The following is a 25,396-nucleotide window of genomic DNA, read 5'->3' as shown; positions in this document are numbered from 1 at the left end:
AAACTTTTCCCGATGACTTTATTTCAATTCACTGCCGCCTTGTTTCGGGTATATAAACGAAATTATTCGGTCATGTTATATAAAGACATCACCACTACAAGCTTTCCCAGATCAAGGAGGGGACTTCATGAAACTCAAGCATCGGCTTATATGGGCAGTAGCGGCACTTGCTATTGTATGGATGTTAAGCGCATGCACTAAAACAAATCCGAACAATGCCGGCAATAATGCGGCTCCTCCGGCAGGCGGAGGTCAAACGAAAGAAATTACCGTGTCCGCAGCCAACTTCTCCTTTACCCCGTCAGACATTAAGCTCAACGTCGGCGATACCGTCAAGCTCACCCTCAAAAATACGGATGGCGTGCATGGCCTGGAAATTCCCGACTTGAAGGTCAATGTGAAAAATGGGGAAACGGCCACGTTCACCGTTAACAAGGCGGGTACTTTCGAATACAACTGCTCGATTCAATGCGGTTCGGGCCATGACAATATGACCGGAAAAATCACCGTGTCGTAATTAGCGGAATGACCAAACAGGAGCTCCCTCGATGGGAAGCTCCTGTTTGGTCATTTCACTCTGCCGGCGCTTCCGGCAAATGCCGCATATAAAAATGAGTCCAGTTTTTATAAACAAAATGCTCGACATCTTCCTCGCTATAATGCTTTTGCAGCAGCTCAACCAGACGGCCGTATTTGCCCGCATGCTCCAAGCCGGCGATCCATTCGGTAATCCCGTCAAAATCCGAGCCGAGCCCGATATGACGGCTGCCGCCGAGCGAGCAAATATGATCGATATGCATGAGCAGCTTATCCATTGTCACCGGTTGCTCCGACTGTACGAATGGCGGAACAAATGTGACTCCCATCACGCCTCCGGCACGTATCAGCTCCGTTATTTGCTTGTTATTCAAATTGCGCGCATGCCCGCATATTTGCTTCGCATTGGCATGTGAAACGATAAACGGCTTATCGGAAAGCTCGGCAAGCTCCCAAAAGCCTTTTTCGGAAAGATGGGCTGCGTCCAGGACGATACCAAGCCTGTTGCATTCGTTAATCAGCTGTTTTCCTTTTGCCGTAAACCCGCCTCCGCGCGGCTCCATCACGCCGTCAGCCGCCCAATTCGCATGATTCCATGTAACGCCGATGCTGCGAACGCCCAATTGAAATAAGATTCTCACATAAGTCAGGTTTCCCTGCAGCGCGTCTACGCCTTCCAATGACAGCATCACCCCGATCCGCCCGCTTTCCATGACGAGCCGCAGATCATCCTTTGACCGGATCAGACGCATGTAACGGTTGGAAGCAATGCGCTGGTGAAACAGATCGACGCTCTCCAGAACGCGGCGAAAATCTCCGGCATCTTTCTCAGGCAAATAAACGGCAAAATTTTGAACGCCGATGCCGGAAGTCTTCATTTTATCCAGCGTAACGTCCAGCAGCTCCGGTTCATGCTCAAAATCGAGTCCCGGGTTTTCCAGCAATTTACTCAGCACATCGCAGTGGGCGTCGAATATTTTCAACGGCGCATCTCCTCTTGAGTTTTTACATGCCGCGATAAGAAAATAATGGTGCGTCCCGGTCATCATCCGGGCTTAGCCCCTGCTCTCTTTCATTCATCAACGCGACAAATTCGGCCAGCTTATGATGATGCGGGGAACGCTGGCACACAGGGTCGGTCAGCCGTGCGTCGCCGGTCAGCAGAAACGCCTGGCAGCGGCAGCCCCCGAAATCCTGAAAGCGGCGATCGCAGCTTTTGCAGGGCTCAGCCATCCAATCGAATCCGCGAAATGTGTTGAACGCCTCGGACTCCCGCCAAATCCAACCAAGCTCATGCTCCTTGACCGACTCGAAACGGAGCGATTTGATGCCGGATGCGGCAGTGCAAGGCAAAACCCGCCCGTCGGGTGTAACCGTCAGCGATATTTTTCCCCATCCGCCCATACATGGCTTAGGAAAATCCTCATAATAATCCGGAAGCACCCAAATCAGTTCAATCGATTTGCCGAATCGTTCTGTGGCTCGCATAAACGCTTGTTCAGCGGCAAGCAGCTGGCGTTTCGCGGGCAGCAGCTGCTCGCGGTTGACCATCGCCCACCCGTAGTATTGGGTGTTGGCCAGCTCCAACCGTTTTGCGCCCCACGACACGCAGAGCTCGATTACGTCTTCGACGAGATGAATATTTTGCCGATGCAGCACGACGTTCATATGCAGGGGCAATCCTCCGGCCCGAATCAGACCCGCCGCCTGCCGCTTCAGGTCATGGGCCTTAAAGCCTGCGATGTAATCGGCCAACTCGGGCTCAGATGCCTGGACGCTCAGCTGCATACTGTCCACACCGGCTTCCGCCAGCTGTTGCACGCGCTTCTCCGTAATGCCTATGCCGCTTGTAATTATATTTACGAAAAATCCTAACTCGCGCGCGCGCCGGATCAGTTGGTCCAAATCCGGCCGCAGCAGCGGCTCGCCGCCGGTAAAGTGCACCTGCACGACGCCAAGCTCGCCGGCTTCCTCCAACACTCTCAGCCACTCGTCGACAGTCAGCTCATCCTCCCGTTTTCGAAGCTCTACCGGATTTGAGCAATAAGGGCAGTGCAAGGGGCAGCGATGCGTTATTTCCGCGGATAGCGCATAAGGCGCACTTATTTCCATGCTTCCACCCACCCTTTGTCAGCCGCTTGCGTAAGAAACTCCAGTATGTCATCCTTGAGCCCCGTTTGATCGTACTTAACCTCCAATTCATCAATGATTTGCGCAACCGTCCGTCGCCCGTCGCAGAGCCACAGAATCGCGCCGGCAGTCGGATTCAGGTTGACGACGCGTTCCGGGAGAAGGAGCATATCCGATTGGCGCGTCTTATCATATTTCAAACGGGCCGGGCTGCGCAGCCTCGGCTGTTCCGATAATTCCCAAGCAATCATGGTTATCACTCCTTGTTCGGGAATGCCAAGCTTAATGCATCCAAAAGCGACCAAAGCACATCGCATTTAAAAGACAATGCCGCCATCGCCTGCTCCTGTTCCTTTAAAGTTGCGCATTCACGGATAACGAGTGTCAGCCCATGGTCGGCATCTCGAGGCGCCTGATGCAGTCTTGCTCTGAAGTATTCCAGACCTTCGGGCCGAATCCACGGGTACAGCTGTTCAAATACGGCGATGCGGCTGGATACAAGCGTTGGCGCAAACAGCTCCGTTAACGAGGAGGCGACGGCGATAGGCCACGGCTGAAGCCGGCAAAAGTTCACGTAAGCATCGACTGCGAAACGGACAGCCGGAAGCACATGGCGTTCGTCCAGCATTTCCTCTCTCGGTATATCGACGGCTTCACCAAGCCGAATCCAGGCTTCGATCCCGCCGTCGTTCCCTTCGCGACCGTCATGGTCGATGATCCGTTGAATCCAGTCGCGCCGGTCTTCCCTTGTCGGAAGCTTCGAAAGAATAAGCGCGTCTTTGACAGGGATGTTTTTTTGATAGTAAAACCGGTTGGCAACCCAGGCTCTGAGCTGCTCGGGGCTCAGCTTACCCTCATGCATGCGCACATGATAGGGATGCTTGTCATGATAGCGCAGCTCGCCGATCTTTCGTAGCCGTTTTATAAATTCCTCACTCGACAAACGCTCGATCATCCGTCAAACCTCCAGTTCCAACCCGTCGTAGCCGACCTCGATTCCATGTTCCGTAATCGTACGATACTCGGAAGATGCGGTGTCGAGAATCGGGTTCGTATTGTTGATATGTATATAGATCCTCCGCTGTGCCGATCGGTTGGTTAACCGTCCGAACGTGCCGTCTGCTCCCGTTATCGGGATATGCCCCATATCCGCCGCCTCCAGCTCGGATGCGCCCAGGTCGCGAAGCTCGGCCGAATGCCAGAAGGTACCGTCCAGCATGATGCAGTCCGCGTCCTTCAGCTGCTGCTCCAGCTCGGCCGTCCATGATTCGATTCCCGGCGCATAGACGACGATTCCGCCCGTTATTTTATCCGTTATCCGGTAACCGACGACCCAGGCGCCTTCCTGCCCCAAATTGGCATCATATACGTAACGAGGAGACTTGCGGCCCAATTGGATAGGATATACAATTAATCTTCCCCCAAAAAGCGGAAATGATTCCCCCGCTCTTACCTCCGTCCAACGAAAGGAGGCATACGGTTCGATGATTTGACGGACAGGGAACGGTCCGGATAAAGCATGGAGTACCGGTGAAGCGGCATATATGTCCAGCTCTGCCGATTGCCTTAGGTGCAGCAGCCCTAACGTATGATCAAGCTCGGCATCCGTCAGCAGAACACCGGAGATCGGCGTGCCGCGCAGGCCCGGGCCCGGGTGAAGCGCAGGATGCGATTCGATCTGAGCGCTCACATCGGGTGTCGCATTGATTAAATACCATTTCCCCCCATCGTCGCTAACGGCTATCGCATCGTTCATACGCGCATGAACCGATCCATCCCCGTTCCGCACGCGACGGCAGTAAGGGCAGTTGCAGTTCCATTGAGGATAGCCGCCTCCTGCCGCTGATCCCAATACTTTTATAACCATCGACCGCCCCCCTTTAAATAAGAGATGCCGGATTTTCTCCGGCATGATGATGTTACTTCTGATAAGCGTACGCGGTAACTTCCGCGCAAACCTCAATCACCTCGAAATCGGGTTTAACCCACATCAGTCCCACCTCCTTACGAAAGATAACTTTGGTCAAGGCTAAACAAGACAAAGAGCAAGGTTTGCAGACGATTTTATTATATGTTTCATTTTCGCTTCTATAACCGGAAAAAATACGGATTTTGACAGCCTGTTTCTCCAAGAAAAACGCTTGACGAGGTCATTGATGTAAGATTTACGTTTGAGCGTTGGGAGGTATGGATGTGGGGTTACAGCCGTTGTTGAAGTCGTGTTCCTTCGATTACGTTTTATTCAACCAAAAAAAGCAAGACGACCTTCCATCTGCCGTTTTGCAGAAAGAAAAGCCGTCTTGTATGATACGCCCGCGTCCGAATTATGATTACGCAGCGTCTCTCTAATACATCATCTTATGCCTCTGACTTGACGAGCTGCAGCAGTCTGGGCTTTACCTGCATGTCATAGTACAGCCGGAGCTGGACTTTTTCCGCCTCGGTGAATTGAAATTCGCAATCGCGGCCTTCATCCTGCGGTACAATCTGAAATATGTCGCCGGTCCGTGTACATATGAGCAATGCCGTCAGATCGGTTAGCTCTACAGGCAGCTCACAGCCCGGCTTGAGCTCGAATCTCAGCTCGACATCGACCCACTGGTTATCCCTGGGCTCAATGGATGCGCGGTATTGCTGAAAAGTGAACTCAGTCGCCTGCTCCGCACCGTATTGAATCATGCTGCCGCCTCCCCTTCTATCGACTGTAAACGCCTGGCGAATATATCCGCCACGCGAACGGATTATGGTTCATTTCTTAGCTTTCTTTTGACTGCTCGATAACGATTACGCCACTCCGCTGCTCATTCACCGGACTTTAAGTTTTCCCCGGCAAGCTTTTCACTTGAGGGTTGAGCAATTGTTCGAGAGCGATATCGATATAAGGATATTTATATTGAAACTCATACTCGATAGCCAGCAAAGGTAGCGCCCGCTGACCTTCAAGCAGCAGCGTCGACAATTCGCCAAACATCAGCTTCATCATAAATGCAGGCACCGGCATCCAATGCGATGTTCGCATCGCTTTGGCCAAGGCGCGGCCGAATTCGTCATTCGTCACCGGATGGGGGGCCGTTGCGTTGATCTGTTCAATAATATCCTCGTTCCCGATACAAAATTCGATCAGCCGGCACAAATCTTCTATATGAATCCAGGACAGCACCTGCCGGCCGCTGCCGACCCGTCCCCCGACCCCGAGCTTGTATGGCAGCATCATTTTCGGCAGCGCTCCGCCGTCCGTACCCAGCACGATCCCGAGACGCAGCTTGACGACCCGGACATGCTGAATTTGATCCATGACCCGCTCCCATTGCTCGACAATACCGGATAAAAAATCCATTACTTTCGGTTCGCTATGCTCGACAAAGGAAGCTTTCTCCGACGTGCCGTAAATGGAAATACCCGATGCGTTCACGACAACGGACGGCTTGCGTTCCATCCTGTCTACAATATCGGCGATCTGGGCTACCGTATCGAGCCGTGACTGCAAAATCCGTTCTTTGGCCGCTTTCGTCCAGCGCTGGTTGATCGATTCTCCCGCCAGATTGACGATCGCCTCGGTGCCTTCCAGCACTTTGACGTCCGACTTGAGCTCGGACCATGTAATATTCCGGATCAACGGGTGTTTCGAGGCTTGCCGTTGGCGCGATATAATGACAAGGCTATGCTTGCGCGCCAAAAAATATTGAGTCAAATGCTTCCCAATAAAACCGGAACCGCCAGTAATGGCTATTTTCATCAATGGTTCCTCACTTTCGGATGTTCTGATTAATTTTCTATTATATCTCAAATCGCTGCGTAAATAAAAAATAGCGTTCGACATCGCCGTTCAATCAAATGACATTATATTACATGAACGTGCCGCTGTATATTCATATTTTCTAGGAGCCTGCAAAAGATCGCTGCGACAGGATCGGTCGGATGATGTCGATTAATGGTACATTTTGTTTAATTGTGTTGCTTCCATAATGGCTTATCAGTACAATGAAGCCATCACCACAGGAACGGAGGCTGCCTTCATGTCATTAAACCTGGACGATTATCCATACATCAAATGGTATGAAAACGGCCCGTTTACCGTCTACCGCGGTCTCAATCCGGCGGCGCGGCAGCAAGGCTGGATTAAAAAGCTGACGGCCGAATACCCGGACCCTAACGAAATTCAGTGGATGACGACGGAATATGAGCAAGGCAAACGGCTGGCGGCGGATCTTCCGCTGGTCGTCAAACCGCTGCGCATCGAATCGTACGACAGCACGTTTCTGCTTCGGATGGAGCCGACCGACGGCCAGCCGTTGGCCTTCATCCTGCAGCAGGGGCCGCTCGCAGTCCGCGCATTTTTACAGCTGGCCGTTTCGATTGCGGACCTGCTCCATAAGCTGAATCAATCCAACACCGTTCATTTCAACATTACGCCGCATGCCTTCATCGTGGAGCCGGACCTGCGAACCGTAAAAATTACCGATTTGAATATGACGGCCGATTGTTCGGAAGGGATGCCTGAACCGGACGGCTTCTTGTTATTTCCCGAAGGCCGTCTTCCCTATATTGCACCGGAGCTGACGGGACGAATGAACCGGCAGGCCGACTTCTGCGCCGATATGTATTCCGTAGGCGCCGTTTTCTACGAAATGCTGACCGGGTCTGCGCCGTTTACCGCCGCAGACGCCGCCGAGCTTGTGCACTGCCATTTGGCCAGGCTGCCTGCCGCCCCTTCGGACATTTCAAATCTCATACCCGGTCCGGTCTCCGACATCGTCATGCGCTGCCTGGCCAAACAGCCCGAGCAGCGCTATCCGACGATGTTTGCGCTCAAGCGCGAGCTGGAGACATATCTGGAGCAGTGGCAGGAAAACGGTTCCCTGGATGCCCGGCTCCCTGCTTCGGCTTCCGGCATGCTGCAGCTGTCAGACGCTATGTACGGCCGCGAGCCGGAGCTGCTGGAGCTGCAAAACGCTTTCCGCCGGGCTAGTCATGGAGGCCGTGAACTTGTGCTCATTTCGGGCATGTCCGGCGTCGGCAAAACGTACTTGATCCAACAATTCAAGAAAAGCATTCCTGCCCGGCAGGCCGTTTATATTTCCGGGAAATTCGAACAGTACAATCGGGATACTCCTTTTCAAGCGCTCAAGCAGGCGGGTCGGCAGTTGATTCATTACGTTCTCACGCTGCCCGAATACGAATTTGCGCAAATCCGCGGCCGTATCATGGAAGCGGTCGGCTCGAACGGGCAAGTGTTGATCGAAATGCATCCCGATATGGTGAAAATCATCGGCGAGCAGCCTCCTCTGCCGAAGCTGCCCCCGGCCGAAACGAACAACCGTTTTCTGCTGACGCTTGAGCAGTTGCTGACGGTGTTTAACTCGAACGGGAAGCCGCTCATCGTGTTTATCGATGACCTGCAATGGGCTGACCAAGCTTCTCTGCGGTTGATCGAAAAGCTGTCTTCCAATCGTGAATCGGGACACTGCCTGTTTATTGGCGCGTATCGCGAACAGGACAATGGCGACAACCATCCGCTGCGCCTTGGGACCGAGCTATTGGAGCGTCTGCAGACGACCCGGATAACACTGAAACCGCTTCAACCGCATCAGGTGGAACAACTGTTAAAGGATACGCTGCAGCCGGCCGCCGGGCAAAATCTGGGCGAGCTGTCGCGGCTATTGATCGAAAAGACGAAGGGAAACCCTTTTTTCACAAAACAGTTTATTCGTTCCATGTATGATCGTCAACTGCTGGAATTCGATTTTCATACCGGCCATTGGACGTGGAACATCGATGTATTGGGAGAGCTGTACATGTCCGATAATGTCGTGGATCTGATGGTCGATAAAATCCGTAAACTGTCTGAGCCCGTCCAGGAGATGCTCACGTACGCCGCTTGTATCGGCAGCGCCTTCCCCGCCGGTTTGCTGGCGCAATCGATTGCGCTGCCAGTCTCCCGGATTGAAGCCCAATTGCTTGCCGCTGCGAAGGAAGGGCTTATCTCCGCTTTGCCGGTCACGGAAACGGAAGGCGCTGCAGCAACCTATAAATTCTCGCATGATCGTATCCATCAGGCAGTATATTCGCTCGTCGCCCAACCGCGGATAGCGCAGCTGCATTACCGGATTGGCCTGCACATGCTGGAGTCGATGGACGAAAGCGAAAGCCAGGAGCAATTGTTCGAAACGACAAACCAATTGAATTGGGGTAAAGAGCTGCTCGTTAGCGAGCGGGATAAAGATAGGCTGATCGAGCTCAACCTGTCCGCCTGCCGAAAGGCGAAGGCCACAACCGCTTACGACACCGCCTTGAAATATGCACAGCACGCGCTGCAGCTGCTCGGGCATAATTGCTGGAGCCGTCAATACGATCGGGCGTTTGCCGTCCATTTGGAGCTGGCGGAGCTTGAATATTTGTGCGGACGGTTCGATGATGCACAGCGCAGCTTCAGTCTTTTACTCAAGCAGTCGCGTTCCAAGCTGGAACAAGCCGACGTATACAATCTGATGATCATTCTATACACGAATCTCGGCTTGCATGAGGAAGCGTTGCGGATCGGGCTGGAAGGATTGCGTATGCTCGGAATGCCGATTCGCTCTCGAGTTTCCAGGATATCCATGATTCGGGATATTGCTGCAGCCAAATGGGATATGATGTTCAGACACCCGGAGGAGCTGTACGAGCTGCCGCAGATGGAGCATCGCGATCATCGCGCGGTCATGAAGCTGATGGTCAATCTGATCCCTCCGGCTTATTTCGTTCATACGGAGCTATATATCTCTTTAATGCTCAAAATGTTCCGCTATTCGCTGCGCCACGGCAACTCAGAGGGCTCCGCGCTTTCCTATTCGACATACGGCGTTATCTCCAGCTCGATTTTCGGCAAGCTGGACGACGGATTGCGCTATGGCAGGCTGGCGCTCAGACTAAGCGATTCGTTTGATTATTTGCCGATCAAAAGCAAAGTTTACTTCGGCCACGGCGCATTTACGAACAATTTGCAGTATCATATCGAATACCACATCGGATATTTGCGCAGAGCCTATCAAATCGGGATCGAGGCCGGAGATTTGGTGTATGCCGGCTATTCGATTGCGTTCAGCTTTTTTCTGCGGCTGTTTAAAGGCGACGCATTATCCGACATTTACGAGGAATCGGAAGCATACCGGCCCTTCATCATCCGCTCGCAAGACAAGGACACGATCTATATTCTAATGGTGCTGCAGCGGTTTATGTTATTTATGAAAGAGGCTCCGCTAGAGCCTCAGCCGCATAACGATCGCGCAAATCCATTTTTCGACCCGGACGAGCTAAGCACACTGCAAAGCTTGAGCAACAAAGCGACCATTCATACTTATTATTCGCTGCAGCTGCTAGCGTTCTATTTGCTGGAGCAGTGGGAAGAAGCCAAGGCGATGATGGAGGAAGCCGAGAACAGCTTGACATTCGTGTTCGGTCTGCTGCACGTTCACCTGTATTATTTCATTAGCTCGCTGATCATGACCGCTCTCTATAAGGATGCCGGCAAAGCCGAGCAAAAACGGTACCGGAGCAGGCTGCGAAAATATTTGAAGTTTTTTAACAAATGGTCGCGCCATTCGTCCGACAATTTTCTGCATTTGAAGCTGCTGCTCGAGGCGGAGGTCAGCCGAATTTTCGGTCGCCGCACCCGGGCCGCCGAGCTGTATGATGAGGCGATCGCTTGCGCCGGCAAACAGCGGTTTATTCAATACGAAGCAATGGCCAACGAATGCGCCGCCAGCTTCTACATGCAAAACGGCAAGCCAAAAATCGCCAAAGCCTACCTGCAGGAAGCCGTATCGTTGTACGGTCAATGGGGAGCCACCTGTAAAACGATTCAGTTGGAGGAGCGGCATCCGTTTTTGATCGGGCGGTCGGCTCCGGGTCAAGTCGCCATCGACATATCTACTGTCACCAAAGCGTCACAGGTGCTGTCCAGTGAAGCGGTCTTTCAAAAGCTGTTGGAAAGCTTTATGCAGATTGTAATCGAAAATGCGGGCGCGGAAAAAGGGCTGCTGATGCTGATGCGGGATAACCGGCTGTACATCGAAGCGGAGAAGATGCCCGGCCATCCGTTTATCGCCCTGCATTCGGTCCGGTTGGACGATTACCGGCACGCCCCTATCACCGCGATTCAATATGCGGCGCGAACCGGGGAAACGGTTCTCCTTCACGATGCAGCCCTGTCCGAGCAGTTTGGCCAAGATGCTTTTATTCAGCGCAGACGGCTTAAATCGCTGCTTATATTGCCGATTATGAAGCTGGGTCAACTGGTCGGTCTGCTCTATTTGGAAAATAATTTGTCCAGCCACGTCTTTCAGGAGCAGCGACTGGATACGTTGAAGCTGCTGGCGGCCGAAATTGCCGTCACGATCGAAAATTCGAAGCTCCATTCCAATCTGGAATACAAGGATTACAAGCTGCAGCTGCTGGAGGAGCAGGAAAAAAACATCCGGCTTCAGCTTGACGAGAAGGAACGTTGGGTACAGTCGTCCGAGGCGACCATGCTGAACATCCGCAAGTCCCAGCATGAGCTCATAAATAATGTACAAACCGTCCATGCCCTGCTCATGATGAACAAATATGATATGGCCAAAGATTATATATCGGTATGGTGCAAAGAAATCGTGCAGCAGTCGGTAGTCAATTCCGTACAATTTCCCGTACTCGGCGTCGTGTTGAACAATATAGGACTGTCTTGCATATCCCGCAAAATCGATCTGCAGGTCGCCGGCAAGCTGGACTGCGCGTTCGACAGGCTCACGCTGCCGATCAGTTATTTCTCCAGTATTGTAAGCAATTTGCTGAAAAATGCGGTCGAAGCGATTCCGCAGGAGGATCCTCTGCGTACGATCCGTCTGACCATTGAGGAGGATGAGCAAAGCTACACGCTTTCGGTGTTCAACTCAGGTTCATTCATCGAGGAACAGCACCGCCACCGGCTCTTTGATAAAGGCTTCAGCACCAAGCCGGACTCGACCAATTCCGGTTTGGGGCTGCATATCGCCCAAAACTATTTGCATCATTATGGAGGCTCGATCGATTGCCAATCCATACAAGACAGCGGTACAACCTTTACTGTACATTTCATGAAAAAGCAAACGGTATCCGGGGCCGAGTCCGCACCAATCGAACCGGACATCGAGTCGTAGCGTTGTTACATCCACCATTTCACATTCCGCCGTCGAGCCGTCAAAGCGATGCTGTCGTTGCCTCGGGGACGCCAAAAAAGCCCTAAAGCCTACAATTCCAAAGCTTTAGGGCTGTTTTATTCGGATGCTACGCCTGATCTTGAGAGCCGAAATATTGTTCGATAAAACCGAGCGCATCCGGCAAATGCTCCGTCCAATAATCCCACGTATGCTCTCCCGGAAATTCCCGGTACGTATGCGCGTAGCCGATCCGGTCCAGATGGCGGTGGTAATCGGCATTCATATGATGCAAAGCATCCTCCGTGCCACAGTCAAAATATAACGCGGGTCTCTGCATATCGGACACCCGGCGGCTGGCGCACCGATGCAAATCATATGATTTGGCATGCGGTCCCTCCACGGGCCCCGTCATTCTGCCAACATCTCTGCGGGCGAAATTATCTGCGACATTCGCGCCCGATATCAATGCGCCGGATAAGCTTGCGGCGGCGCCGAACAAGCCCGGGTTGCGCAGTGAGAGCGAGAAGGCGCCAAAGCCTCCCATGGACAGCCCGCAAACCGCCCGCGAACGCATGTCCTGGATCGTCCGGTAGTTCTTGTCGATATCGGGCATCAGATCATAAATGAAATATTGCTCAAAATTGCCGGTCCCGTCATACCAATCCATATAAAACGTGCCTTGACCGTATCCGCCGTCATTCGGCATGACCACAATGCATTTGCGCAGCTGACAGGAAGACATCATGCGATCCAACGTCTGCTCCGCGCTTCCTTTTTGCAGCCAGTGCGATTCGGAACCGTGCATGCCATGCAGCAAATAAATGACGGGATAACGCTGCTCGGATTGTTCGTCGTACCCTTCCGGCACATAAACAAAACAAGATTTGCGCGCAAACAATGCTCCGGAGAAAAAAGGATGCGGACGGACGCTCATATGCTTCAGCCCCTCCTAATCCAGCACGGCGGTCATATGTGCCCGGGTAACCGACCAATGCGACGTGTTCCAAACCGCTTCCTTGTTTTTGACAAATAAAATTTGCGGGGAAGCGTGCTTGATCCCGGTATCTTCGGCGATCCGGTTCGATACAGGCCGGGATTCGATGACTTTGACAAGCACATAATCAACGCCGGTATTCGGTTCTTTATGCAAATAGCTTTCAAATTCGTCGAGCGCATTCGAGCTTACCGGGCAAGCGGTGCTATGTTTAAGGATGACAACCGGCTTTTGCGCGCTTCCTTCATACAGTTCATTCCACTCTTCCAGACTTGTAATTTCTCTCCATTCAGTCATTCGTAATACCTCCATTTAATGTAGTTATTATGATTTGTCATCGTAATAAAAAAGCTCCGCTTCAATTGCAGGCCCCAGCTGTAAAATACCGTACGAATAATGCGGCTGCCTCCGTTTATCCGTGGGAGAACCGGGATTGAACAGCAGTACTCCGTTGTGCGTCCCCTTATAAGGAATATGGGAGTGGCCAAAAATAATGATATCGACGTTCATCCCGCTGAACACGTCGATTGCCCGCTCCAGCGTCGATTTTCGCCCGCCGTCCCCATGTACAAGACCGATGCGATATCCCGCCAAATGAAGCACCTTACACCGGCCAAACCGTTCGATGATATCAACGCCGTCATTGTTGCCGGCAATACCGTCTACAGGAGCGATCTGTTCGAACAAAGCGACGACCTCCTCATCCATCCAGTCGCCTGCATGGAGAATTTGATCCACGCCATCCAGTCCAGCCGTCAAAGCCTGCGGGAGCATCTTGGCTCTCCCGAACATATGCGTATCGGATACTACGCCTATCCGCACCTGGATTCTCCTCTCTCCAAGTTTTGCTTTGCAAAACTGGCTTCGTAAGCATCTGCTGAGTTTTGCTTAGGCAAAACAAACTTGCATCGTCGGCTTAAGCCGCACTTCATTTTATTTTACCATATCATTGGCAAAAGAAAAAAGCTGCGAAGTGTCCGACCCGATCGTGAACCGCGATTCACGATCGGCAGACGCTGCGAAGCCTGCATGAACTTGACCGGCTCTTAATCGGTTGTACCGAACCAGTCCAACAGCTGCGAAGCCAACAGCTTGCGCTTGCCCTGGAATTCATGGTAAATGTTGATTTTGTACTGTTTGAGCGATTCGATTTTGAAGACGAGCGAATCGTCCTGCCGTGTAATCCGGTAATCGTGCTCACCTAAAGTCACCTTTTTATCATCGTCCTCCGGCGCCGTCTCCAGGAAGAACGTCTCGTCGATGTTCACTTTTCCTTGGCCGTCCGCAAACTGGATGACCAGCTTGCTGCCTTCATTGCTTGTTTCGTAATAGCTGTCCTTGGTCAGCTTGTACGTAAAATTTATTTTCAACTGCTTGCTGTCGAGCCATGTATTGATATTGGACAGGGAGATCGAATACGGGTAGAACGATACATCCTTCAGTGTCGGGCTTACGGCATCGTTCAATGAGGCGAGTTCCATTTCTACCGCGTTAATATACGAATCGGCCTTATCGTCCGTACCGCTCAGTTTCTGGTCCGTGACCGATTCGCCGATGACAAGCCTCAAACCCTTCGTATCCAACTCCTTCGGAAGCTTTCCGGAGAACGACAACAGCGCTTTTCCCTGCGGATTGAGCTTTTGTTTGACCTCGCGAATTTTCGTAGGATACAGCGAATCGTCGGCTGTTTTGAAAAAAGCCGTCAGCTTGGGAATCACATTGGAGCGCTTTTCCATATTGACGATTTCCACCTGCGCCTCAAGCACGCTGCTGCCGCCGTCGGTATACACGTTCAGCTCGCGCGGCGCATAGATCGCTGCGCGGCCGGCGCCCGTAATCGGCTGGGTTTCACCGAAGGCGAGCTGCGGGAGCTCTATCGCCGCGGGGGGCAGCTTGAATTGCGCCATTTCCTCCTTTACCGTATCGCTTACTTGTTCCTCCAGAATGAGCTTCGTTTCGGCAAAAGGATACGTGTACGGGATTTTGGCGACGGCCTGTACATGTACCGAAACGCCGGGCGGCACGCCGACGACCCGATCCGTTTGCACAATTTTGGCGTCCACCCTGACACCTCCGTCCAGCTCATAATATGCTTTAACAGCCGGAAAAGGCATCGAATCGGACTGACGGTGCGATACGGATACATCGGTACTAAGAATGTCCTGATCTTCCCAAGGCATCCTGCGCTGCTTTTCCGCTGCCAGCTGATAAATTCCTTGGGCATTCGAATAATCGACCGTTTCGCCCAGCGGCGGCGTATCGGCTGCATCCGTTGGCATGCGCAATGAAGCGAGCGGATAGTTCAGCTTGAGTTCGCCGCTAACGGGAATTATTTGCTGGACGAGCAAATCCCATGATGCCGACGAAGCGGAGGCCGGCAGCCGGTCCGACTTCAGCTGCAGCTCTTCGGTGACGTCCGGCCGCAGCAGGGGTGCGCCGGCATCGGCCGGTGAAGCGCTCTCGAGCGGATATACCGCCCCGTTGGCGGCACGCAGCGCATACTGGTAGCCGGGCAGCCGGATGCTGGCTTTGCCTTTGTTGGTCAGCTTTAGCGTCAGCCGGGAAGAGACGACGCTGTCATGCTCCCGGATCAACCAGCGGGATACGCTCAGCGCCACGGGCATATTGCCCATCGTGACCGTGCGGCTGCCGGCAACCGGGGCCATGACCGTCGACGCCGGATCGGGAAAACGGATATCGCCGACTGCCGTTTCCAGCTCGGAGCTCGAATAATCCCATCGCGTGACGCGGAACGTAAGCTCCTCGAGCGATGTCGTATCGTTAACGAGCGCATAAAACTTGTAATCCACCTGCTGTCCGGCGGGAACCTCCTTCTTCAGCTTGTCCTGCGGAACAAGCTCCGCTTTGAATTCGGCTCCGGAGCTGCTCAGCACCTTCACCCAGTAATCCAGGAACGACAAGGCGCTTCCGCCGCCGTTCGCTACCGTGATCGTGAAGAACAGCGTTCTCCCGCCGTCCGCCGGCATGACCGCCGCGTGCTTCAAGGCGATCATGCTGTCCCGGCCGATCGCGACCGGCCGCAGCTGCAAGGCCGGTTCGAGCTCGTCCTGCTGGTAATAGCTATCCCCTTCCGCATGCGCCGCGGGCGCGAACGGTACGAGCCACAGTAAAGCGATCGTACAAATACCAACCATCCAACAGATCCATTTCAGCTTATTCGATCGAGTCCATCGAGTCATCTTAAGGCTCTCCCTTCTCCTCCGGAGGCAGCAGTACGATGCGGCCCTCCTCCAGCTGCACCCTTACTTTATTCGTGGATTGAATGCCTACCGATTTTAGCATATCTTCGGGCACCTGCAGCCGCCCGGCTTTATCAAGCACCGCATATTCGACATGCGAATCCTCGTCGCTCGGCAGCAGGCCCTGCTCAAGCTCGATCAGCTCGTCGGCGTACGATTTGCGGCGGATCATTTCGGACGACGTCTTACCGTCCCGGATGGCGACCACCCGGTCCACCTTTTTGGCAAGCAGCGGATCATGCGTGACGATCACGACCGTCAGTCCGAGACGGCGGTTCAAATCGCGGAACAGATCCAATATTTGATTCGCCATTTTCGTATCCACCGAGCCGGTAGGCTCGTCGGCCAGCAGCAGCTTCGGATTGTTGGCCAGAGCGATCGCGATCGCGACACGCTGCTGCTCGCCGCCGGACAGCTGGTTGAGCCGGTTTTTGGTGCGGTGGCTGAGTCCGACCGCCTCCAGCAGCTCCAGCGCGCGTTCGCGCTTTCGTTTCCCCTGCAGCAGAATGGGCAGCTCCACATTTTCCAGCGCCGTCAAATAAGGAATCAAATTGCGCGCATTATTTTGCCAGACGAAGCCGACGGTTTCCCGCTTGTACTTGACAAGATCTTTCTCCGTAAACTTCAGCAGATCTTTGCCGTCGACCTGAAGCTGGCCGGCAGAAGGGCGGTCAAGCCCGCCCAGCATGTTGAGCAGTGTGGATTTGCCGCTGCCGCTGTTGCCGATGATCGCCATCAGCTCGCCCGGTTGAACGTGCAGGTCCAAACCCTGCAACGCCACGACCTCCAGATCGGCCACCTTGTATATTTTGACGAGATTGTCGCAATGAATCATGGCTAATCCTCCCCGAGCTTCACTGCCTGATGGATTTTAACTCTCGACAGCATGGTGCCGAGAATAAACAAGCCCAGGATCAGCATAACCCCTACAATGAGATAAAGCTGAAGCTGGTCGTTCGGATCGAACGTAACCAGGAACGGCGGAACCTGGCTCGATGTCTGCATCGAAAGCTGGAACATCGGAACGAAGAAGCGGCTCGTCAAGTTCCCCGTCAGCATGCCGATGGCAACGGCCGCCCCCGAGGTAAGCAGCTGTTCTGCGACAAGCATCGCCAGCAGCTGCCGGAATGAAATGCCCATCGCCCGCAATATGCCGAACTGCAGCACTCTTCCCGAAAGCGACAGCACCCAATACAGCAAAAACCCAAAAAAACTGATCACAATCGAAATGATAAAACCAAGCGTCATGACGCCGTTAATCGCCAGCAAAAACGGGTCGTTCTTGGATCGGATCAGCTGCTGCTTCGCATCGTTCATCTTCGTGACCGGCACCGCCTTTTCCTCCAGCGCCTGGTACAGCTCCTGGCTGGTGGCGCCAGGCTTCAGCTTCAGCCATACATCATAGGGCTCCAAAGCCAAATTGTTCTGGATATACGACAAATGCCCGACAATCAGCATAGGCGCCTTCACTTTTTTCGTTTTCGAGTTGGCAGCCTGCGCTTGGGAAGTAACTGCCGTCTTCTCGCTGAACAACGGATTCGGATTCCATGACGGCCAGTAATCGACGATCGCAAATACATTGAACATGGCGCTCTCCACACCGTTCCAGCCTGCGTACAGGTGGTCGCCGACCTTGACGTTGTACTGGTCCGCCAGTGTCCGGGAAATGAGCACGGCCGAGGGGCTCGATGCAAGCACGTTCAAATATTCGTAAAAATGATGCTCAAGCAGCCCGTTGCGAAGCCACGCTGCTCGGCCGAAATCGTCCGTGTCGATCCCCATGAGCGTCGCAGCGCCAAGCTCCTTGCCGGAACTGAAGCTTGCATCGGTTTTCGTGAACACCTTCGCCGCATGCTCGACACCGGGCAGCTGCGTAAACGGCAGAAACGGAGGCTCGGAAAACTGCACCTTTTTCTTCGGCTCCATCACGGCTGCCGGATCGGGCTCCCCGCCTCCGTCGCCTCCCGTATTGGGAGGAGGAGCGTCATCCTCCCACTTGACGGACATCGCAATATCGGCCCCGTTGCCGTACATGATTTTTTCCCCGGCGTTTTTATTGATGGTCCGGGCAGCGCTCGCGCTGAACAGCCCCGTTGCCAGCGTTACGCTTAAAAAAACCATGATCGCCTGATACTGCGTCGTCGAGCGACCCACCTGCAGCAGCGTCGAATACAACGATGGAGGCCACCAGCGGCGGCCTGCCCGGTAGACAAGCTGGACCAGCCAAGGATAAATGCGCAGAAGCAGAAAGCTGGCGCCGAGAATGAATAAGGCCGGCACCAGAAACAGCAGCGGGTCCATCCGCAGATCCGTTACATCGAGGCCAAGCGACTGCATATCGCTCATTTTGGTACGAAACGACTGCAAACCGTACAGCGAAATTCCGAGCAAGACGACATCCAAAAAATATTGATGCCAAAAGGACCGTTTGGACTGCCGCGCCATCTGCTGCTTATGGCCGACAATGGTCGTTCTTGTGGCGAACAGCACAGGGAGCAGCGTCATGACCAGGGAGCAGAGCACGGCCAGCATTCCGTACTGGAAAGCGGTCCGGTTCAAACGGACATCCAGCGCAGCCCGCTGCACAAATTCCAGAAATCCGTTGGAAGCGCCAAGCACCTTTGTCAGCCACAAACCGACAAATGGTCCACAGACGAGCGCAACGCCTCCGAGCAGCAGCCCTTCGACCACATAGCCCAGCACGATCTGCAATCGGCTCGCACCGCGGCTTCGCAGTACGGCGATCTCCGTTTTTTGCCGGTCGACGATCAGGTTGGAAACCATGAACAGGTAGTAAGCGAGCATAATCATAACCGGCACGTTCAAAGACCACAGCATGATGCGAAGCTTTTCCTCTTTCACATAATAGCCGTTCAGCGTTACGAGCGCCGGCGCCTTGATTGAATAGTTCGGAAAACGGTTTGCCAAAAAGTTTTCGGTATACCGCTGCGTCCCGATAAACCGCTCGATCGAATCGAGCTTCATTTGGCTGTAATCCACGGCCAAATACCAGCTGCTGGCACGCAGCTTCAGCTTATCGTTCCGCGTAATATCGTTCTCGAACCAATCGTAAGACACGATCAGGCTGGCGCTGTAGCTGGACAGCGTATTATACCAGAACACATCGTTATATTCCTTGCGATCGATGACGCCGACAATTTTGAACTTGACAGGCGTTTTCACCTCGTCATCCTGGATCGTATACTGTTGACCGACCACCATTTTCAAATTTGTCAATCCCTGATCGATCACAACCGCTTCCACTACACCGTCGACCGGCTCTGCTGCAGGCAGCCGGCCGTCAACCAGCCTGATATGCTCCTCCATCCCGCTGATTGCGGTTATATCCGCCGTCCGCCGGACCGATCCGTCTATTTTGCCCACATCCACCGGCACGAAATTAAAGCGGTCGGTCGTCCGCTCCGTTACAAATGCTTTCAACGGAAGCTGAAACCGCAACGGCGCTTCCTTCGCCATAAATTGATCGGCCTCTTGAATCGCCTGCTTCGCCTTCTCCGGCGACAATTCGCCGGTTATATAAGTCGAATTATAGAAAACGCCGGGATACTGCTGGTTCCGCTCCTGAAGCTGCTCCAAATCTTTAATTAAGAGCCGCTGCAAAATAGCCGTCGTATAAATCGGCATACTGCTGACAAGCCCGACCGAGATGATCAAGCCGAGCAGCAGGCTGAATTCGAGCCATTTGTTTTTGACCATTTTGCGGATGATCATCACCAGGATTGCCACCTGTTTCTCACCTCAATTGTTAAGAATCACCTTCTGGCCTTCTTTCAGCCCTTTGCGGATTTCAACCTCCGTCGACGAGACGATGCCTTTCTCAACGTCAATTTCTTTGCGGATCTCTCCCTCCAGCACCTGCACATAATCGCGCCCCATGTAGGAACGCAATCCGAGCTTCGGAATGACCAGCACATCATCCCGTTTCTCGGTCACGATCGTCAAGTCGCCGTTGCTGCCGATCTCCGCTTCCGGCGGAAGCCCTTCGACTACAACCACGATCGACTTCGCGTTTTTATCCTGAATCGCTTTTACATCGCTCTGCGGAGCGGTCGCCGGAATTTGCGCCACCTTGCCCTTATAGCTGTTGGACTTGAATTTTACCGTCGCCTCCATCCCTACCTCGACACCTGTCAAATCGTTCGGCGTCGCCGTCTCATAAACAAGCTTGATCGATTTGGGATCGGAGACGGTGATCAGAGCCCTGTATGCTACAATCGGATCGCCCTGCTTAATCGGATCCAAATAAGTGACGATCCCGTCCACATCGGACACAAGCTTGGTTTTGGCCAGCTGCTGCTTCAGCATTTCGAGCTGAACTTCTTCCTTTTGTACGTCCAGCACCTTCATCCGGATGGCCAGCGCATTGCCTCGCTGCTCATCCTTTGCCAATTCCAACGCTACCTTGGTCTTTTCCAGCACAATTTCCTGCTGACGGATTTTGCCTTCGATTTCACCTTTTTCGAGCACCGCCACAACATCGCCCTTATGCACCTCGGAGTTCATTTGCACGAGCATTTCGGCCAATCTTCCGCCGGACTCCGCGTAATACAAATACTGCATTTTATCCGAAGCGAACGTGCCGACGCCGCTAATCTGCTTGGCAATCGAACTTTTTTTCGCCTCGAATACTTCGAAGTTTTCCTTCACCGGCTTGACGAGCGGCGGCTTTAAAGCTTCCTCTTCTTTCGGAAGCAGGCTGCAGCCCGGCAATGCAGACAACAGCGCCGCGCCGATCGCAACCTGCCATACAAGGCTGCGGCGTCTAGCTTTCATCCACAATGTATCCATCCTCCAATGCATATACTTGATCGACAATTTCCATAATCGCCGGATCGTGTGTCGTTAAAATAATCGTCATTCCTTCCTGCTGCACAAGGCTTTTAAAAACTTTCATAACCTGCAGCCCCATCCGGCTGTCGAGCTCCGCCGTCGGCTCGTCCGCCAACAGCAGCTTGGGCCGATGGGAGATCGCCCTGGCAATCGCAACACGCTGCTGCTCGCCCCCCGACATCTCGAACGGTCTATGCTTCATCCGCGGCTTCAAACCGACAAAATCAAGCGCCTGCTCCGTATAGTCGCGGCGATGGGCGGCAGGAACGCCGGCGATCCGCAAGCCGAATTCGACATTTTCGAACGCAGACATATACGGCACAAGCGCAAACGATTGAAATATTAAGCCAAGCCGGGTGCGCCGCAGCTCATTGCGCTTCTTGTCCGGTATGAAAGTTATGTCCTGGCCGGCAAAATAAACAGCGCCCTCCGTCGGCTGGTCCAGCGCGCCAAGCATATTGAGCAGCGTCGTCTTTCCCGAGCCGGATCGCCCTTTGAGCGCGACAAGCCTCCCCGGGGCAACGCTCAAATTGGCGCCGCGCAGCGCGTGGACAGCCGCGCTTCCCTTACCGAAGGTGCGGGTGACGTTTACGGCTTGGATAATCGGTTCCTTCCCGGCAAATGTGTCGGCTGAAAAACCCATATAGTTGGCAGCTCCCCTCTGAAAGCGTTCTCTATTTAATGTAATCGTTCCCTGGCCATAAAAATAGACACCAATTTGTTAGAATTGGTGTCTATTTGTTCTGTTCCTCATACTCCTTTGGTGTGCATCCGACCGCTTTCTTAAACGCTTTGGCGAACGATTTCGCATCGCCGAAGCCGACCGCGCCGGCAATCTCGTAAACTTTCAAATCACCGGCCGCCAGCAGCCGCTTGGCCGCTTGAATGCGGATACGGGTTAACGATTCGGACAACGATTCGCCGATCTCTTTTCCATAAAGATCGCTTAAGTAGCTGCGGCTCAGCTTGACGTAATCCGCAATGTCCGAGGTGCTGAGCTGTAAATGATAGTTGCGCTGCATGTAAGCTACCGCTTTGCGTATGAACGGATTGCGGGACGATTGGAGGATACCGCCCGTGCCGGTCAGCCGCTCCGACAGATCTTGAATGGCATCCGTCAACCAGCGCCCCAACGGCTCCAGCTGCAGATGCGCCATCACCGCATCCAATGCGACATACTTGCGCTCGAATTCGTCCATTTCCGGCGCATCGCCATGTTGGCCCGCGAAGGCAGCAGCCGACCCCAGCAGCTCATACAGAAAGCTGTAGACCTGCTCGACCGGCGGTTCCAGCCGCCTGATCCGCTCAACCAGCTGCTCCGCCCAATAGGCGGCGGCTTCCGTGTTGCGCCCTGCAATCGCACGCAGCAGGTTTTGCTTTTCCTCCTGCGGCAGCGGGCCGTCCGACGGCAACGAGAACGGGCGGCTTTGATCCGCGTCGGCATCCGTAATCCAGCACCGGCCGCTTTTCCGGCGGTAAAAATGCGCATGGCGGAGAACGTCAAGCTCCTGCGGTACTTGGCGCAGCCGCTCTGCGCCATGAAATCGGGTTAATCCGGCGATACAGTATTCGCCGGCAGCCAAGCCGCCTTCCCCGCGCAGAAAGTCGCTGAGCGCCGCCGCCCGGCCGCCGCCCTCCAGCTCGCCGTCTTCCTGAAACAGAAGCAGCTGCCGCCCGCCGCTTAGCGTTACGAAGGCGGCCGCGGACGGCCAGTCCCAGCCGGCGATCGACCTTTTCCCTGCCGGCGCGACGTCGATCATCCAACATGACAGACTCATGTCGCCGGCAAACAGCTCTGTCTCCAGCTCCAGATCAGGCTGGCCGCTGAGCCACGCTTTGTGCAGCCGGATGCCGCGCTGAGCCTGCTTGGACTGCTGCAGCTGCTCCTGCAGTTCTCCATGCCGCCGCCGTTCGTCGCGCCGCTTCAACAATGCCAGCTTCGCTTCGATCAGCGTGGCGGCGAGCTGTTCGGGCTCCATCGTCGGCTTCAAAATATAGTCGCTCGCCCCCTGCTTCATCGCTTCCTTGACATATGCGAAATCGTCGAGGCAGCTCAGCACCACCACGGCAACATCGGCATCTGCTTCCTTCAACCGCTTTACAAGCTCGAGCCCATCCATGCGGGGCATCAATATATCGGTAACGACCAGATCGATGCCGCCCTGCCGAAGCGTCTCCCAAGCTTCCTCGCCGTCAACGGCTTCTCCGGCCCAGCGCATGCCGTGCGTTTCCCAGTCCATCATCGTTCTCAACACTTGCCGTATAATCGGCTCGTCATCGACGACTAGTACGTTCATGCTTACTCTTCCTCGCTTTGATGTACCGGCAGCGTCAACCGGATCGTCGTTCCCCGGTTGGGCTTGCCGGTCATGTGCATACTGTATCCGTTTCCATAATACAGCCTGATCTTCTCCCGAATATGGCGAAGTCCGATGCCGCTCATCCGCTCACGCATCGGGAACTTACCTCTACTGGCTTCGCCGGCATCCTTGTTGTTAACGCTGCCCGCTTCGCCGCCGTTTTCATCAGCTGCGGCCGCCGCTTCTTCGGCTGCTATTCCGACGCCGTCGTCCTCCACCTGGCACAGCAGCAGCTCCCGCTCCGTCTCCAGCCAGATGCGGATGCGAATCCATCCCTGCTGGCGACCCGGCTCAATCCCGTGAATGATCGCATTTTCGATCAGCGGCTGCAAAATCATCCGCGGCACCAGGCATCCGAGAGCGAGCGGGTCCACCTCGCTCTCCAGACGGATCTTATCGCCATAGCGGAATGCCTGAATATCCATATAGTTCCGGATAAGCTCCATTTCCTCCCGCACCGTAATAAAATCGCCTCTTTTCCCCAGACTCGCCTGCAGCAGCCGAACCAGCGAGGTCACCACCTCGGCGATTTGCGGGGTACGGTGCATTTTCGCAACCCACTTGATCGTATTCAGCGTGTTGTACAAAAAATGCGGATTCAACTGGTACTGCAGCGCTTCCATTTCCGCTTCCTTTTTTAGCGCTTCCTCCCGTTTGACCTGTCTGATCAGTTCCTCCAGCCTGTTCAGCATTTGATTATAGCTTTCGCCAAGCTCATTCCATTCGCTGCTGCTGCGGCGTGTCCAATAAGCGCGAAAATCGCCCAGCTCCGCACGGTTCATCAGCCGGCGCAGCCGCTGCAGCGGTTCGACGAATGAACGCCGCAGCATAAAGGCGCAAAAGGCGCCGAGCAGCAGCAAAGCGAGGATAAGCAGCAGCAGCGTACGGGTTAAAGCTGCCTTATTCGCCGCGGCCAGCGTTTGCGGTACAACAATGCGCGATAGCCATACCGCGCCGGGAAGGTCCAGTCTCTTCTGCAGCGTAAAGCTGCCGTCCACCCACTGCAGCGGGACAGGATCGGGGACGAAGACGCTGCCGTTTACCAATCTCCCCTCATCAGGCGAATGTTCCGACCGGTCCTCGGCCGTTCCGGCATAAACCGTCCGGCCGGTCGAATCGATCAGTCGGCTCCCGAGCAGCGGCATATTGCCGTAAATGTCCTTCATAACCGCATTCATCTCAACCAATACCTGCAGCGAACCTCTGATCACATGCCTCTTGTCCGTTATCGGGATCGAATAGACGACCTCATTGCCATTTTGCGGTCTGTTTTCCAGGGTAAGCGGCGCCAGCGATCTTTCATTCGAATGCTGCGCGGACCTTGCCGCTTCCAGCAGTGCCGACCCTCTCGGGGATTGCGTGCATATCGCATAGCCCGTTTCATCGAATACGAGGCACATTTCCGCCACCTGCGGCATTTGTGCCGTCAAATCACGGATTAAAATATCAGCGTACTCCCGCAGGCTGCGATCTTCCGCGGAATCCCGGACGGCCGCTCCTTCGGCCAGTCGCTGCACGGCATAATCGCGGCTGATCCATTTGGCCGTGCGGTCAAGCTCGTTGAAGGTTTGTACCAGCCTCTGGGTCGCCTGCTCATGCAGCTTCAGCATCTGGCTTGAAGCCTCCTGCCGCATGAGGCTTGAGGATTGGTAAACATAGTATAGAACGAGTCCCGTTATAGAAACAGAGCATAAAAGAACGATATACAGCATCATGCGCAGCATCCGCTTAATCCCACCCGGCTTCTAAAAAACCCATGAGCCGGAAGCTCATGGGTTTTCGCTTTTTCTCGAGACGCATTACGGCGTTCCGGTCATTTGCAGCGCTTGCGAGGAAAGCTGATCTTTAAACCGGGACATGCAATTGCACAAAAAGTCTTTTCTGCAAATTGGGCAAGGCTCATGGAGCAAACGGTTGACATGGGTAGCCACCGGAGCGCCTGTGGCAGCATCCTTTTCATAAATAAGACGGCACGACGTGCGATCCTTTAGGTTCACTACAATTTCAAACAATCCGTTTTTCGGGTTGTTGCTGACAATCTTGGCGTCGACCACCTGCGGTTGATAAGCCATTGTTTTCAGCACCTCTCTTTATGGAAAAGTCTTGTTA

At 54.0% G+C, this 25,396-nt stretch carries 21 protein-coding genes; 2 read left to right on the top strand and 19 right to left on the bottom strand.

Features of this window, described 5'->3' with window-relative positions; genetic code table 11:
* Positions 1-127: 127 nt before the first annotated feature.
* Positions 128-517, top strand: a complete 390-nt coding sequence (locus tag E1757_RS07315) for a cupredoxin domain-containing protein (protein ID WP_133226200.1) — start codon at positions 128-130, stop codon at positions 515-517.
* 55 nt (positions 518-572) lie between these two features.
* On the opposite strand, the gene E1757_RS07310 is transcribed toward E1757_RS07315, so the two are convergent.
* The 8 genes from E1757_RS07310 to E1757_RS07275 all read right to left on the bottom strand — a co-directional run bounded on the left by E1757_RS07310 (position 573) and on the right by E1757_RS07275 (position 6,403).
* Positions 573-1,520 carry a dipeptidase gene (locus E1757_RS07310; RefSeq protein ID WP_246079059.1) on the bottom strand — a complete coding sequence of 316 codons (948 nt, stop codon included), beginning with the start codon at positions 1,518-1,520 and terminating at the stop codon, positions 573-575.
* Positions 1,521-1,542: 22 nt separating this feature from the next.
* Complete coding sequence (gene pqqE, locus E1757_RS07305; RefSeq protein ID WP_246079058.1) at positions 1,543-2,649, bottom strand: pyrroloquinoline quinone biosynthesis protein PqqE; 1,107 nt, start codon at positions 2,647-2,649, stop codon at positions 1,543-1,545.
* Positions 2,640-2,918, bottom strand: a complete 279-nt coding sequence (gene pqqD / locus E1757_RS07300; protein WP_133226198.1) for a pyrroloquinoline quinone biosynthesis peptide chaperone PqqD — start codon at positions 2,916-2,918, stop codon at positions 2,640-2,642. The genes pqqE and pqqD overlap by 10 nt, the downstream gene beginning before the upstream one ends.
* Positions 2,919-2,923: 5 nt before the next feature.
* Complete coding sequence (gene pqqC / locus E1757_RS07295; RefSeq protein WP_133226196.1) at positions 2,924-3,622, bottom strand: pyrroloquinoline-quinone synthase PqqC; 699 nt, start codon at positions 3,620-3,622, stop codon at positions 2,924-2,926.
* Between the two features lie 3 nt (positions 3,623-3,625).
* Positions 3,626-4,534, bottom strand: a complete 909-nt coding sequence (gene pqqB / locus E1757_RS07290; protein WP_133226194.1) for a pyrroloquinoline quinone biosynthesis protein PqqB — start codon at positions 4,532-4,534, stop codon at positions 3,626-3,628.
* Positions 4,535-4,586: 52 nt separating this feature from the next.
* Positions 4,587-4,658, bottom strand: a complete 72-nt coding sequence (gene pqqA, locus E1757_RS37165; protein WP_354499730.1) for a pyrroloquinoline quinone precursor peptide PqqA — start codon at positions 4,656-4,658, stop codon at positions 4,587-4,589.
* A gap of 367 nt (positions 4,659-5,025) precedes the next feature.
* A complete protein-coding gene (locus E1757_RS07280; protein WP_133226190.1) occupies positions 5,026-5,346 on the bottom strand; it encodes a hypothetical protein in 321 nt (106 codons plus the stop codon).
* A 136-nt stretch (positions 5,347-5,482) separates the two neighbouring features.
* Entirely contained in the window at positions 5,483-6,403 is a 921-nt protein-coding gene (locus tag E1757_RS07275) for a TIGR01777 family oxidoreductase (protein ID WP_133226188.1), read from the bottom strand.
* Positions 6,404-6,683: 280 nt separating this feature from the next.
* Here E1757_RS07275 and E1757_RS07270 point away from each other — a divergent pair, with 280 nt between their 5' ends.
* A complete protein-coding gene (locus E1757_RS07270) occupies positions 6,684-11,822 on the top strand; it encodes an AAA family ATPase (protein ID WP_165971990.1) in 5,139 nt (1,712 codons plus the stop codon).
* Positions 11,823-11,949: 127 nt separating this feature from the next.
* On the opposite strand, the gene E1757_RS07265 is transcribed toward E1757_RS07270, so the two are convergent.
* From E1757_RS07265 to E1757_RS07215, 11 genes are all read right to left on the bottom strand, one after another.
* Positions 11,950-12,756, bottom strand: coding sequence for an alpha/beta hydrolase (locus tag E1757_RS07265; RefSeq protein WP_133226184.1), 807 nt, complete (start codon positions 12,754-12,756; stop codon positions 11,950-11,952).
* 15 nt (positions 12,757-12,771) lie between these two features.
* The gene (ytxJ, locus tag E1757_RS07260; protein WP_133226182.1) at positions 12,772-13,113 is read right to left on the bottom strand and encodes a bacillithiol system redox-active protein YtxJ; all 342 of its coding nucleotides are present in this window, start codon (positions 13,111-13,113) and stop codon (positions 12,772-12,774) included.
* A gap of 27 nt (positions 13,114-13,140) precedes the next feature.
* On the bottom strand, positions 13,141-13,638 hold the full coding sequence (locus E1757_RS07255) for a metallophosphoesterase family protein (RefSeq protein ID WP_133226180.1): 498 nt from the start codon (positions 13,636-13,638) through the stop codon (positions 13,141-13,143).
* Between the two features lie 224 nt (positions 13,639-13,862).
* A complete protein-coding gene (locus E1757_RS07250) occupies positions 13,863-16,016 on the bottom strand; it encodes a hypothetical protein (protein ID WP_133226178.1) in 2,154 nt (717 codons plus the stop codon).
* Between the two features lies 1 nt (position 16,017).
* The gene (locus tag E1757_RS07245; RefSeq protein WP_133226176.1) at positions 16,018-16,911 is read right to left on the bottom strand and encodes an ABC transporter ATP-binding protein; all 894 of its coding nucleotides are present in this window, start codon (positions 16,909-16,911) and stop codon (positions 16,018-16,020) included.
* A 2-nt stretch (positions 16,912-16,913) separates the two neighbouring features.
* Entirely contained in the window at positions 16,914-19,823 is a 2,910-nt protein-coding gene (locus tag E1757_RS07240) for an ABC transporter permease (RefSeq protein WP_133226174.1), read from the bottom strand.
* Between the two features lie 12 nt (positions 19,824-19,835).
* On the bottom strand, positions 19,836-20,870 hold the full coding sequence (locus tag E1757_RS07235; protein ID WP_133226172.1) for an efflux RND transporter periplasmic adaptor subunit: 1,035 nt from the start codon (positions 20,868-20,870) through the stop codon (positions 19,836-19,838).
* Positions 20,860-21,570 (bottom strand): ABC transporter ATP-binding protein, encoded by a 711-nt coding sequence (locus tag E1757_RS07230; RefSeq protein WP_133226170.1) that lies wholly within the window; start codon positions 21,568-21,570, stop codon positions 20,860-20,862. The genes E1757_RS07235 and E1757_RS07230 overlap by 11 nt, the downstream gene beginning before the upstream one ends.
* Before the next feature lie 91 nt (positions 21,571-21,661).
* Positions 21,662-23,224, bottom strand: coding sequence for a response regulator transcription factor (locus tag E1757_RS07225; RefSeq protein WP_133226169.1), 1,563 nt, complete (start codon positions 23,222-23,224; stop codon positions 21,662-21,664).
* A gap of 2 nt (positions 23,225-23,226) precedes the next feature.
* A complete protein-coding gene (locus E1757_RS07220; RefSeq protein ID WP_165971989.1) occupies positions 23,227-24,897 on the bottom strand; it encodes a sensor histidine kinase in 1,671 nt (556 codons plus the stop codon).
* A 189-nt stretch (positions 24,898-25,086) separates the two neighbouring features.
* The gene (locus E1757_RS07215) at positions 25,087-25,359 is read right to left on the bottom strand and encodes a hypothetical protein (RefSeq protein ID WP_133226167.1); all 273 of its coding nucleotides are present in this window, start codon (positions 25,357-25,359) and stop codon (positions 25,087-25,089) included.
* Positions 25,360-25,396: the final 37 nt, after the last annotated feature.

This window comes from Paenibacillus piri, from assembly GCF_004354045.1.
In the GTDB taxonomy this organism is placed as follows: domain Bacteria; phylum Bacillota; class Bacilli; order Paenibacillales; family NBRC-103111; genus Paenibacillus_S; species Paenibacillus_S piri.
This window is presented reverse-complemented; position numbering and strand designations above follow the sequence as displayed.